Source organism: Tsukamurella paurometabola (assembly GCF_900631615.1).
GTDB classification, from domain to species: domain Bacteria; phylum Actinomycetota; class Actinomycetes; order Mycobacteriales; family Mycobacteriaceae; genus Tsukamurella; species Tsukamurella paurometabola_A.
On record NZ_LR131273.1, the window covers coordinates 3,959,869 to 3,972,671 of the forward strand.

Genomic DNA, 12,803 nt, shown 5'->3' on the forward strand with positions numbered 1-12,803 from the left:
CCCAGCGGCGCCCGCAACGCGTGTCGCGGCCGTCGCGCCGCTGCATCGCACATCTCAGCGGGTACCGCGACTACGATGGGCGACCATGAGTTCTCCCGTCATCACCCTCGCCCGTCGCGCCACCGCGGGGCCCGCTCAGGGCTTCGCGGTGTGGTCGGCGGCGTGGCTGGCGGGCTCGGCGGGCACCGACGAGCTGCTCGCGGCGCTCGGCGAATGGGCGCCGGTGCAGTCCGTCGTCGACGGCGACCTCCCCGACCTGCTGGCGGAGATCCGTGCGCTGGAGCCGCACGCCGTCCGGCTGCTGCTGCCGGCGCCGGGAGACGCCCGGGGCCTGCCTGCGGGCACGGACCTGGAACAGGCCGCGATGGCCCGCGGCGAGGTGGTGCTCTTCGACGGCGCGACGTCGACGATCGCCCTGGTGCCGACGCCCGAGGCCGGCGACGTGATGCGCTGGCAGGCGTTCCTGCACGAGCCCGCGCTCGTCGATCCCGATCCGGTCTCGCTGGGCGCGGCGGAGCACGCGCTGCGCGACGCGGTGCGCGAGGCGCCGTCGGCGCTGGCGAGCCTGCCGCCCGCCCCGGACGCGGCGTCGGATCCGCGGGGCGTGGTGATGGAACTGACCCGGTACCTCGGTGGGCACCGGCTCCCCCGCGCTGCCACCGAGCGGGCGCACCGTGTGCTCGACAGCGCGGGCATGGTGGAGGCGATCCTGCTGGTCGCGGGCGCGGAGAACCCGTACGCCGGACTGACTCTCGCGTCCGCGCAGGGCGGCGACGCCGCCTACCGCGACCTGTGGCGCACCGTCCGCGCCGCGCGGGTGGCCGCGGTCAACGCCGTCTGCCGGGACGAGCTCCGACTCTGATCCCGCTCACGAGCGCACGGGCCGCCGCACCGCGGGGCAGCAGCCCTCGACACAGGCGGCGCCGTCCACGCTGACACCGAGCCCGCTCGATCGGCCCGCATCGGCATCGGCGACGAGGTCCGCCACCATCGCCGCGAACCGGGGATCACCGATCGGCGTGGCGGCACGGGCGAAGGGCATGCCCAGCTCGCCGGCCAGGTCCTTCGCCTCGGTGTCGAGGTCCCAGATCACCTCGAGGTGGTCGGAGACGAAGCCGATCGGCACGACCGCCACGCCCGGCACGCGGTCGTCCCACAGCGCCTGGATGTGATCGCAGATGTCGGGCTCGAGCCACGGCACCTGCGGCGGCCCCGAGCGGGACTGCCACACCACGTCGTGGTCGACCCCGAGCCGTGCGGCGACGTTCGCGGCGGCGTCGCGGACCTGGGTCGAGTACAACCGCGACACCCCGGGCGGGCCGGCGTTCAGGTCCGCGGCGTCCGGGATCGAGTGGGCGGTGAACACGAGCCGCGATCCGGCGGGCACCGCCGCCAGGGCGGTGGTCGCGGCGTCGGCGAAGCACTCCAGGAACAGCTCGTGGTCGTGGAACTGCGGGAGCTTGGTCAACCGGGGCGCACCGGCTCCGACTGCCGCGAGCGCGCGGGCGATGTCCTCGTCGTACTGCCGGCAGCCGGAGAAGCCGCCCCACGCAGAGGTCGCGAAAACGAGCGCGTCGCGCACCCCGTCGTCCTTCATCTGCGCGACGGTGTCCTCGACCATCGGATGCCAGTTCCGGTTGCCGAAGTACACGGGCAGCTCCCGGCCCCGGCGGCCGAACTCGGCCTCGACCGCCGCGATGAGCGAGCGGTTCTGCTCGTTGATCGGCGAGACGCCGCCGAACCGCAGGTAGTGCTGTTCGACGGCGTCCAGGCGCTCGGGTGGTACTCCCCGGCCGCGCACGACGTTCTCGAGGAACGGCCGGACGTGATCGGGGTGCTCGGGCCCTCCGAAGGAGAGCACGAGGAGTGCGTCGTGGCTCACGACTGGGCGTTGATCATGTCCTCGGGGAACCAGGTGTTGTGGCTGGCGCCGCCGTCGACGTAGACGATGGAGCCGGTGGTGCCGGGCAGCCAGTCCGAGAGCAGCGCACAGATGCTCTTGCCCACGACCTCCGGGTCGTCGACGTTCCAGCCGATGGGCGATGCGCCGTCCCAGTACTGGTTGAGCATGTTGAGCTTCTTGGCGTCGTCGGTCGCGGTGCCCGAGATCGCCTTGGCCGCGAGGGTCTTGATGGGGCCGGCGGCGACCAGGTTCGAGCGGATCTTCTTGGCGTAGCCGACCTCGCGCGCGACGTAGCGGTTGACCGACTCGAGGGCGGCCTTCTGCACGCCCATCCAGTTGTAGTCGGGCATCGCGGTGCGGGGATCGAAGTCCATGCCCACGATGGAGCCGCCCTCGTTCATGACGGGCAGCACGGCGCGGGCGAGCGAGGCGTAGCTCCAGGCGGAGATCTCGAAGGACTTCGCCACGTCGGGGCCGGGGCCCTCGAGGAAGGGCAGCGCGTCCGGGCCCATGAGGGTGCGGGGCGCGAAGGCGATCGAGTGCAGCACGCCGTCGATGCCCTCGGGCGCGAGCTCGCGCACCTTGTCGGCCAGGCCGCCGAGGTACTCCTCATCGGTGATGTCGAGCGGGATGGCGGGCGGCACCTCCTGCGGGAGGCGCTTGGCGATCCGGTCGATGAGGCGGAGCCGCTCCGGGATGCCGGTGATGATCACCTTGGCGCCCTGCTCCTGGGCCACCTTGGCGGCCGAGAAGGCGATCGAGGCATCGGTGATGATGCCGGTGATGAGGATGGTCTTGCCTTCGAGCAGTCCGGTCACGGACGTGCCTCCTTCAGTTCTCGTGGGCTGGTTCGACGGTGCGCCGTCGGGGTGCGGGTGGGCGGGGCCTAGTGGCCCATGCCCAGGCCACCGTCGACGTTGATGACGTTGCCGGAGACATAGGCGGAGTCGTCCGAGGCGAGGAACGAGACGACGGCCGCGACCTCCTCGGGCTGGCCCATGCGCTTGGCGGGGATGGCCTGCTTGACGGCGCCCTCGACGTACTCGGCGGGGAGCTCGCGGGTCATGTCGGTGTCGATGAGGCCGGGCGCGATGACGTTGGCGGTCACGTTGCGGGCGCCGAGCTCGCGGGTGACGGAGCGGGCGAGGCCGATGACGCCGGCCTTCGAGGAGGCGTAGTTGGCCTGGCCGGGGGTGCCCATGAGGCCGACGACCGAGCCCAGGTAGATGAAGCGCCCCCAGCGGTTCTTGAGCATGTCGCGGGTGGCGGCCTTGGTGACGCGGAAGGCGCCCGTGAGGTTCGAGTTGATGACCTTCTCGAAGCTCTCGACGCTCATGCGCATGAGCAGGGTGTCCTCGGTGATGCCGGCGTTGGCGACGACCACCTCGACGGGGCCCTGGTGCTCGGCAACCGTCTTGAACGCGGCCTCGACCGACTCCGTGTCGGTGACGTCGCACTGCACGCCGAACAGGCCCTCGGGGGCGCCGGAGCCGCGGTGCGTCACCGCGACCTTGTGGCCGTCGGCGGCGAGGCGCTGTGCGATCGCGAGGCCGATGCCACGGTTGCCGCCCGTGACGAGGACGGACCGGGGCGTGAATTCAGAAGTCGACATGGGTGCCAACTTATCAATCGCGCTCGCGAGCCGGGAAATCTCCGGCTGAGCGAGTCGTCGGGCGGGCGCGCCGCACGGCACCGTCGGCGCCGATCCCGGCTCTTCCCCGCGCCCCGGACGTCACGGTAGGCGCCGGTTGAACAGCACCGCGCCGGCGGCGCCGAGCACGAGGAGGCCGGTGCCCCAGAGCACCCAGATCCGCGAGTTGTCGCCCTTCTGCATCTCCCAGCCGATCTCGTCGCGCAGGGTGCCGTAGGCCTCGTTGAGGTCGCTGAGCGAGGACGCCGAGAAGAACTGTCCGCCCGAGAGGTCCGCGATCCGCTTGAGGGAGGCGTCGTCCACGGGGACCGGGATGTTCTGGCCGTCGATCTCGACGGTGCCGTTCGGGGTGCCGAAGGAGATGGTGGAGATGGGGATGCCCTCCTCCTTCGCCTTGCGGGCTGCGGTGAAGCCACCCCGCGGATCGTCGAGATCGACGGGCACCGTCTGCTTGCCGTCGGACTCGAGGATGATCCGGGCCGGCGGCGCGGCGTCCTTGCCGCCCAACACGTCCCGGATGTTCTTGATCGACTGGATCGCCGCGTAGATGCCCTCTCCCGTGGCGGTGCGCTGCGCTAGGTCGAGGTGGTCGATCGCGTTGGTGGCCAGCGAGCGGTCGGGCGTGGGCGAGACGAGCAGCTGCGCGGTGCCGGCGTACGAGACGATGCCGAGGTTCATGCCCTGAGGGAGCTCGCCGACGAACTTCTTCGCCGCCTCCTTGGCGGCATCGAGCCGGTTGGGGCTGACGTCGGTGGCCTTCATCGACAGGGAGACGTCGACGACCAGCACGACGGTCGCTTTGCTCCTCGGGACCTTCCGCATCGCCTGCGGCCCGGACAGCGCGATCATGAGCAGGATCAGGCCGATGCTCAACAGCGCGATGGGAACGTGCCGCCACCGGTTGGGTCCGGGCGGGGCCACGGAATCGAGCACGGAGGTGTTCGCGAACTTCAGCGCGCGCTTGCTGCGCCGCCGCTCGTTGTAGACGTACCCCGCGAGGATGGCGAGCACGACGAGGATGCCGAGCAGCCAGATCGGGGTGGCGAGCGAGGTCAGTCCGCCCATGTCAGGAAGCACCAGCCAATCCACGTCGACGTGCGGCGACGAACCGCACGATGTCGGCGAGCCAGTCGCGGTCCGTGCGCAGTTCCAGGACGGGCGCACCCACGCCGCGCAGCGTCCGGGCCACCCGCCGGCGGTGCTCCTGTGCCGCGGCGGCGAACCGTTGCTGCAGCTCGGGGGTCACGGTCAGGTCGCGCACGGCGCCGGACTCGGCGTCGCGGAGCGTGATCTCCCCGACCGCCGGGAGTTCGACGTCGCGCGGATCCAGGACCTCGACCGCCAGCACCTCGTGCCGCGCGGCGATGCCGCGCAGCTCGCGCACGTAGTCCACGTCGCCGAGGAAGTCGCTGATCACCACGACGAGGCCTCGGGGCTGTTCGGGGCGGCGCAGGGCGTCGAGCGCGACGCGCAGGTCGCCGCGGGTGCCCTCGACGGCGCGCGGCGCGGTGGCGATGGCCTTGAGCACCTTCTGCCGCTGCGCGCGACCCGATTTCGGCTGCACGCGGACCAGCTGCGTGCCGTTGGTGACGAGGCAGCCGACGCGGTTCGCGGCGCCGCTGACGAGGTGCACGACCGCGGCCGATGCGGCGACGGCGAGATCGCGCTTCGTGCCGCCCGTCGAACCGAAGTCCATCGACGCCGACAGGTCGACGACGATCCACGTCTGCAGTTCGCGGTCGGCGATCATCTGCCGCACGTGCGGGTGGGTGGTGCGGGCGGTGACGGACCAGTCCATGAGGCGCACGTCGTCGCCGGGCGTGTACGGGCGCGACTCCCCCGGCTCCGAGCCCGGGCCGGGGAGCAGCCCCTGATGGTCGCCCTTGAGGACGCCGTCGAGCCGCCGGCGCACGAGCAGCTCGAGCATCTTCAACGAGGCCTGCATGCGAGCCTCGTCGACCTCGCCGCCGGCGAAGCTCGGGAGCGGGCTGTGCCGGGGGCCGGGAGTGGAGCCGGAGGGTGTGGCCGGCATCGTCAGCTCTGGTGCTGCTGCGCCGGGGCGTACTGCTGCGGGGCGGGCGCCGCCTGCTGCGGGACGGGCTGGCCGACGACCTGGGGCAGCGCGACGGTCTGCAGCACGCGGGTGATCGCCTGATCCGGAGTCACCTCGTCGGCGAGGGCGTCGTAGCTCATGACGAGGCGGTGGCGCAGGACGTCCGGGATGATCTCCACGACGTCCTGCGGCACCACGTAGTCGCGGCCGCGGAGCAGCGCGAGGGCGCGGGCGGCGGCGACGATGCCCAGGGTCGCGCGCGGCGAGGCGCCGTAGGTGATCCAGGAGGCGACGTCGTCGAGGCCGAACTCGCGCGGCGTGCGGGTCGCGGCGATGACCCGGACCACGTAGTCGACGAGGGCGTGGTGCACGAAGACCTCGCTCGCGGCGCGCTGCAGGCGCTGCACCGTCGCAGGGTCGAGGATCTGCGAGGGCACGGGCGGGACGGTGCCCATGCGGTAGACGATCTCCCGCTCCTCCTCGATCGACGGGTAGCCGACGACGACCTTGAACAGGAAGCGGTCGCGCTGCGCCTCGGGCAGCGGGTACACGCCCTCGTTCTCGATGGGGTTCTGGGTGGCGAGCACGAGGAACGGATCGGGCATCGGGTAGGTCTGCCCGCCGATCGACACCTTGCGCTCGGCCATGACCTCGAGCAGCGCGGACTGCACCTTCGCCGGAGCGCGGTTGATCTCGTCGGCGAGGAGGAAGTTCGCGGAGACCGGGCCGATCTCGGTGTCGAACTGCTCCTTGCCCTGGCGGTAGATGCGGGTACCGACGAGGTCGGAGGGCACCAGGTCGGGAGTGAACTGGATGCGGGAGAAGGACCCGCCCACCACCGTCGCGAAGGTCTCGACCGCGAGGGTCTTGGCGACGCCGGGAACGCCCTCCAGCAGCACGTGGCCCTTGGCGAGCATGCCGACCAGGATCCGCTCGACGAGCCGGTCCTGGCCCACGATCACGCGCTTGACCTCGTAGACCGCCCGTTCCAGCAGCTTGACCTCATCGCTCGAGGCGGTGTCCTGCACCTGTGAGTGCGTCACGCACGTCCCCTTCGTCGTCGTTCCCCCGGCCCGTCAGGACCCGTCCGATCCCGGACCGCGCCGGCCCGTTCCCCCGAGCGTACTGAATGGCGCGGAGTCAGCTGTTGATCACGCGGACGCCCTGGGAGAGGAACGTCGAGGCGTCGAACGGGGCGATGCGCACCGCGCCGCCGGACTGCGGCGACTCGAGGATCTGGTTGTTCCCGAGGTACATGGCCACGTGCTGGGTGCCGCCCGGGCCGCGGAAGACCATGTCGCCGCGCTTGAGCTGGCTGATCGGCACCTTGGTTCCGGTCGTGTACTGGTAGCCCGAGTACTTGGGCAGCGCGATACCGACCGCGGCGTAGGCGTAGGCCATGAGGCCGGAGCAGTCGAAGCCGATGCGGTTGTAGTCGCCGAAGCTGTCCGCGACGCCGCCGTCGCGCACACCCTTGGTCGCTCCCCAGGCGTTGCCGCCACCCCAGGCGTACTGCACACCGATGACCGACATGCCGCGCTGGATCACCGTCTCGATCATCTGCGCACCGCTCATGCTCGACACACCGGGGACGGCCTGCGAGGCCGGCGCGGTCGGCTGCTGCTGGCCCGCGGGGGCCGCCTGGCCGGTGACCGCGCCGAAGGGATTGGTGAACCACGAGGACGCCTGCCCGACGATGCCCTGCGCGAAGCTCCGGGCGGCCGCCAGTGGATCGGAGCCGTCGGCGGCGCCGGCCTGCCCCGCGGGCGCGGCCGGTGCCGCGGCCTGGGCCGCAGGAGCCGCCGGCTGCGCGGCGGGCGCGGCCGGCGCGGCGATCTGCTGAGTCTGCTGCTCGTCGACGACGTACTGCGCGTAGATCTTCTGCTGCGCGGCGCGGTCCTCGGCGCGCTTGGCCTGGTCGAGCGCCCGCTGCGCCAACTCCCGCTGCGCGGTGAGCTTGGCCTGCTCCTGCTGCTGCGTGGTCAGGGCGGCGACGGTCTGGGTGATCGAGTCCTCGGCGGTGGTCTTGCGTTCAGCGGCCGCAGCGGTGGCGGCGTCGGCCTGCACCTTCGCGGCGCGGGCGGCGGTACGCGAGGCCTCGGCGCGCTTCTTCGCGGCCTGGAGATCGCCGAGTGCGGTCTTCTGCTTATCGGCGACGATGCGGAGCGTGGTGGCGCGGTCGACCGCGGCACCGGGATCGTTCCCGCCCAGCGTGTTGACCAGCGCACCGGCGCTGTTGCCCTGCGCGTACGCGGCGCGCACCACCTGGTCGAAGGCGTCCTGCGCGGTCTTGATCTTGGCGTCGGACTCCTTGACCGCGGCCTCGGAGACGCTGATCGCGCCATTCGCCGCGGTAGCGGCGTCGCGGGCGGCCTGGAGGTCGACCACGGCGCGGTTGACGGACTGGCGCTTCGCCGCGACGTCCCCGCGGAGGTCCGCGATCCGCTGGTCGGCCTGGGCGAGTCGGTCGACCAGCGCGGCGACGACGTTGGCGGGATTGGCGTCGGGGCCGTTGGGCTCGGCGAAGGCCGATCCGGCGCCCGCGAGCGAGCCGGCCACCAGTGACCCGGTGGCGACTGCCGCGAGCAACGACCGCGCAGCGAGATTCGTGGCGGGGTGTGCCGTACGCCTCAAGGTGTCTCCCTCAACTCAAGACTCGTTCATCCCGATGAGTACGCATGGTTCACACGCACAACATTGGCTTCATTCGTACCGTACGGCACTTTCACAACAATAGAAAACAGGAACCGCAAATTACACACATGTGAGTAGCCGGAACAGCCCACTGACCAGCAGGGATCCCCGATGTCGCCATTGCTTGCGAAACGGACAGCAGCTGAGAATTACACAGCTGGAATTTCGAATGAATGTGCGCTATTCGTTCGATCGAACAGCGGAGCCGCCATTCTCTTCGGACGTCGCCGTCACGACGTCGTTCGAACCCGCCCCGACGGTGACGGGTGCGGCATCCGCCGCGGCCGCCCTGCGGGCGGCGTCCACCGCACGGCTACGGCGGCGCGTCACGACGCGCGCCCAGCCTGCGAGTGCGGCGACGAGGAGGACCAGACCGACGGTGAAACCCGTCCACGGGAACGTCGCGTCGTGCGCGACGGCGGCGAAGTCGTGCGCGGCCTTCGGCGGGTTGTTGAGGGCGAGCCGGCCGGTGTAGCCGTCCTGCCCCTTCTCGATCTGGTAGCGCGAGAGCTGGGTCGAGTACCCGGCCACCTGCGCCGGCGACATCACCAGGATCGTGACCGTGTCCTCACCGTCGGCCTTCATGCGTTTGCCGAGCTCGGTGCCGAGGTCCCGCAACGAGGTGTCCGGGTTGTAGTCGTGGGCGAGGACGATCACCTGGAAGTTCTCGATCCCCTGCGCCCGCGCGTCCTTGACGACCTGGACCAGTTGCGGCACGGAATCGGCGTGCGCGGGGTTGAGCACGGCGACGCCGTCGACGGCGAGGTCCGCCTGGAGCGCGGACAGGTCCACGTCGGTCGGCACTTCGGTGAGAATCGGCAGCGGCCCCATGGCCTCACAGTACGACACGCCCACGGCGCCGCCCGGAACGAGGCACAATGAGCTGCGTCCGGGGAGTTCCAGCCCGATGAACTCTCACAGGACAAGCGTACTGTATTATGGACTTCAGGCACCGACACAGCCCGTCGGTGCACACCACAAAACGTTGAGTGGAGCTGACGTGAGCAAGAGCATCGATTCCTTCTCGTCGCGCGGCACGCTCGAGGTGGGCGATCAGTCATACGAGATCTTCCGCCTCAGCGCCGTGCCCGGCACCGAGAAGCTGCCCTACGCCTTGAAGGTCCTCGCAGAGAACCTGCTGCGGACCGAGGACGGCGCGAACATCACCACCGATCACATCAACGCCCTGGCGAACTGGGACCCCTCGGCCGAGCCGAGCGTCGAGATCCAGTTCACGCCGGCGCGCGTGATCATGCAGGACTTCACCGGTGTGCCCTGCATCGTGGACCTCGCCACGATGCGCGAGGCCGTCACCGCGCTGGGCGGCGATCCGAACAAGGTCAACCCGCTCTCCCCCGCCGACATGGTCATCGACCACTCGGTGATCCTCGACGTGTTCGGCACCGCGGACGCCCTCGAGCGCAACGTCGACCTGGAGTACCAGCGCAACGGCGAGCGTTACCAGTTCCTCCGCTGGGGCCAGGGCGCGTTCGACGACTTCAAGGTCGTCCCCCCGGGCATGGGCATCGTCCACCAGGTGAACATCGAGTACCTCGCGCCGGTCGTCATGACCCGCAACGGCCAGGCCTACCCGGACACCTGCGTCGGCACGGACTCGCACACCACGATGGAGAACGGCCTGGGCGTCCTGGGCTGGGGCGTCGGCGGCATCGAGGCCGAGGCGGCCATGCTGGGCCAGCCGGTCTCCATGCTCATCCCCCGCGTCGTCGGCTTCAAGCTCACCGGTGAGATCCAGCCGGGCGTCACCGCGACCGACGTGGTGCTCACCGTGACCGACATGCTGCGTCAGCACGGCGTCGTCGGCAAGTTCGTCGAGTTCTACGGCAAGGGCGTCGCCGAGGTGCCGCTGGCCAACCGCGCGACCCTGGGCAACATGAGCCCGGAGTTCGGCTCCACCGCGGCGATCTTCCCGATCGACGAGGAGACCATCAAGTACCTGCGCCTGACCGGCCGCACCGACCAGCAGCTCGCGCTGGTCGAGGCGTACGCCAAGGAGCAGGGCATGTGGCACGACCCCGACCACGAGCCCGCCTACTCGGAGTACCTCGAGCTGGACCTGAGCACCGTCGTCCCGTCGATCGCCGGCCCGAAGCGCCCGCAGGACCGGATCCTCCTCTCGGAGTCGAAGACGGCCTTCCGCAAGGACATCCACAACTACGTGGAGGAGCAGCACCCCGCTGCGCACACCCAGCTCGACGAGGCCGTCGAGGAGTCCTTCCCGGCCTCCGATCCTGCGGCCCTGTCGTTCGCCGACGACGGTGCCGTCAACGTCCAGTCCGCCGCCAACGGTGCCGAGGGCCGCCCCAGCAAGCCGGTGCGCGTCAAGGGCGAGCGCGGCGAGTTCATCCTCGACCACGGCGCCGTCGCGGTCGCGGGCATCACCTCCTGCACCAACACCTCGAACCCCTCGGTCATGCTCGGCGCTGCCCTCCTCGCCCGCAACGCGGTCGAGAAGGGCCTGACCACCAAGCCGTGGGTCAAGACCAACATGGCGCCGGGTTCGCAGGTCGTCAACGACTACTACGAGAAGGCCGGCCTGTGGCCGTACCTCGAGAAGCTCGGCTACTACCTCGGCGGCTACGGCTGCACCACGTGCATCGGTAACACCGGCCCGCTGCCCGACGAGATCAGCAAGGCCGTCAACGACGAGGACCTGACCGTCGTCGCGGTGCTCTCGGGTAACCGCAACTTCGAGGGCCGCATCTCGCCCGACGTGAAGATGAACTACCTGGCGTCGCCCCCGCTCGTCATCGCCTACGGCCTCGCCGGCACGATGGACTTCGACTTCGAGACCGACTCGCTGGGCAAGGATCACGACGGCAACGACGTCTACCTCAAGGACATCTGGCCGTCCGCGCAGGAGATCGACGACACGATCAAGAACGCGATCAACCAGGACATGTTCCGCAAGTCCTACTCGACCGTGTTCGAGGGCGACCACCGCTGGCAGAACCTCGCCACCCCCGAGGGCGACACCTTCCAGTGGGACGAGAACTCGACGTACGTCCGCAAGGCCCCGTACTTCGACGGCATGACCATGGAGCCGGCGCCCGTCAGCGACATCTCCGGCGCCCGCGTCATGGCACTGCTCGGCGACTCGGTCACCACCGACCACATCAGCCCGGCGGGCCCGATCAAGCCCGGCACCCCGGCCGCGCAGTACCTCGACTCGCACGGAGTGGCCCGCAAGGACTACAACTCGCTGGGTTCGCGGCGCGGTAACCACGAGGTGATGATCCGCGGCACGTTCGCGAACATCCGCCTGCAGAACCGGGTGCTCGACACCATCGGGCTCGAGGGCACCCAGGGCGGCTACACCCGCGACTTCACGCAGGAGGGCGGCCCGCAGTCGTTCATCTACGACGCGTGCATGAACTACCAGGCCGCCGGCACCCCGCTGGTCGTCCTGGGCGGCAAGGAGTACGGCTCCGGCAGCTCGCGCGACTGGGCGGCCAAGGGCACCAGCCTCCTCGGCGTCAAGGCCGTCATCGTCGAGTCCTTCGAGCGCATTCACCGCTCGAACCTCATCGGCATGGGTGTGATCCCGCTGCAGTTCCCCAAGGGCGAGTCGTGGAAGACCCTCGGCCTGGACGGCACCGAGACCTTCGACATCGAGGGCATCACGGAGCTGAACAACGGCGTCACGCCGAAGACGGTGCACGTGACCGCGACCAAGACGGACGGCACGAAGGTGGAGTTCGATGCGGACGTCCGCATCGACACCCCCGGTGAGGCCGACTACTACCGCAACGGCGGCATCCTGCAGTACGTGCTGCGGAACATGGTCAACAGCTGATCGCGGAGTTTCGACCAGTGACGGCGGGTCCGGCCCCAGGGGCCGGGCCCGCCGTTCGCGTAGCGGACACGAAGCAACCGTCCCCTCGATCAGGAGCATCCACATGCCCAAGGTGAGCGACGATCACCTCGCCGCACGACGCCGCCAGATCCTCGACGGTGCGCGCACGTGCTTCGCCGAGTACGGCTACGACGGGGCCACGGTGCGGCGGCTGGAGGCCGCGACCGATCTGTCCCGCGGGGCGATCTTCCACCACTTCCGCGACAAGGACGCGCTCTTCCTCGCGCTGGCTCGCGAGGATGCGGAGCGAATGGCCGACATCGCCGCGGAGGAGGGCCTCGTGCAGGTCATGCGCGACATGCTGAGCCACCCGGAGCGGTTCGACTGGCTCGGGACCCGGCTCGAGATCGCCCGCCGGCTCAAGAACGACGGCGACTTCCGTGCCGAGTGGACCGAGCGGAGCGCCGAGCTCACCGAGGCCACGCTGCGGCGACTCGAGCGGCAGAAGCAGCGCGGCCGGCTGCGCGACGACCTGCCGACCGACGTCATCCTGGGCTATCTCGACCTCGTCCTCGACGGCCTGGTCACCCATCTCGCGTCGGGTCGCCCGACGGCGGGCCTGGAGGCGGTCCTCGACCTCGTCGAGGAGAGCGTGCGCCGCCGCTGACCCCTGGCGCGGCCCGCT

Annotated in this window: 11 protein-coding genes; 3 read left to right on the plus strand and 8 right to left on the minus strand. The window is 70.3% G+C overall.

From position 1 onward, the window contains the following. Window positions 1-85: 85 nt before the first annotated feature. Entirely contained in the window at window positions 86-862 is a 777-nt protein-coding gene (locus tag ELY19_RS19800; protein WP_126197808.1) for an Rv1486c family protein, read from the plus strand. A 6-nt stretch (window positions 863-868) separates the two neighbouring features. Here ELY19_RS19800 and ELY19_RS19805 read toward each other — a convergent pair whose 3' ends face one another. The 8 genes from ELY19_RS19805 to ELY19_RS19840 form a co-directional block, all read right to left on the minus strand. Continuing rightward, a complete protein-coding gene (locus ELY19_RS19805) occupies window positions 869-1,882 on the minus strand; it encodes a ferrochelatase (RefSeq protein ID WP_126197810.1) in 1,014 nt (337 codons plus the stop codon). Then, window positions 1,879-2,721 (minus strand): NADH-dependent enoyl-ACP reductase InhA, encoded by an 843-nt coding sequence (gene inhA / locus ELY19_RS19810; protein WP_126197812.1) that lies wholly within the window; start codon window positions 2,719-2,721, stop codon window positions 1,879-1,881. The genes ELY19_RS19805 and inhA overlap by 4 nt, the downstream gene beginning before the upstream one ends. A 68-nt stretch (window positions 2,722-2,789) precedes the next feature. Further along, on the minus strand, window positions 2,790-3,515 hold the full coding sequence (gene fabG1, locus ELY19_RS19815; RefSeq protein ID WP_126197814.1) for a 3-oxoacyl-ACP reductase FabG1: 726 nt from the start codon (window positions 3,513-3,515) through the stop codon (window positions 2,790-2,792). A 120-nt stretch (window positions 3,516-3,635) separates the two neighbouring features. Further along, a complete protein-coding gene (locus tag ELY19_RS19820) occupies window positions 3,636-4,619 on the minus strand; it encodes a VWA domain-containing protein (RefSeq protein ID WP_126198952.1) in 984 nt (327 codons plus the stop codon). Window position 4,620: 1 nt separating this feature from the next. Then, window positions 4,621-5,586, minus strand: coding sequence for a DUF58 domain-containing protein (locus tag ELY19_RS19825; protein WP_126197817.1), 966 nt, complete (start codon window positions 5,584-5,586; stop codon window positions 4,621-4,623). A gap of 2 nt (window positions 5,587-5,588) precedes the next feature. Beyond that, window positions 5,589-6,650 carry an AAA family ATPase gene (locus ELY19_RS19830; RefSeq protein ID WP_126197819.1) on the minus strand — a complete coding sequence of 354 codons (1,062 nt, stop codon included), beginning with the start codon at window positions 6,648-6,650 and terminating at the stop codon, window positions 5,589-5,591. A 97-nt stretch (window positions 6,651-6,747) separates the two neighbouring features. Further along, entirely contained in the window at window positions 6,748-8,241 is a 1,494-nt protein-coding gene (locus ELY19_RS19835) for a C40 family peptidase (RefSeq protein ID WP_126197821.1), read from the minus strand. Window positions 8,242-8,481: 240 nt separating this feature from the next. Further along, entirely contained in the window at window positions 8,482-9,132 is a 651-nt protein-coding gene (locus tag ELY19_RS19840) for an Rv1476 family membrane protein (protein ID WP_126197823.1), read from the minus strand. A 169-nt stretch (window positions 9,133-9,301) separates the two neighbouring features. On the opposite strand from ELY19_RS19840, the gene acnA reads away from it, so the two are divergent. Together acnA and ELY19_RS19850 are read left to right on the plus strand one after the other, a co-directional pair. After that, on the plus strand, window positions 9,302-12,118 hold the full coding sequence (gene acnA / locus ELY19_RS19845) for an aconitate hydratase AcnA (RefSeq protein WP_126197825.1): 2,817 nt from the start codon (window positions 9,302-9,304) through the stop codon (window positions 12,116-12,118). A gap of 103 nt (window positions 12,119-12,221) precedes the next feature. Continuing rightward, entirely contained in the window at window positions 12,222-12,785 is a 564-nt protein-coding gene (locus ELY19_RS19850; RefSeq protein WP_126197827.1) for a TetR/AcrR family transcriptional regulator, read from the plus strand. The last annotated feature ends 18 nt before the right edge of the window (window positions 12,786-12,803 follow it).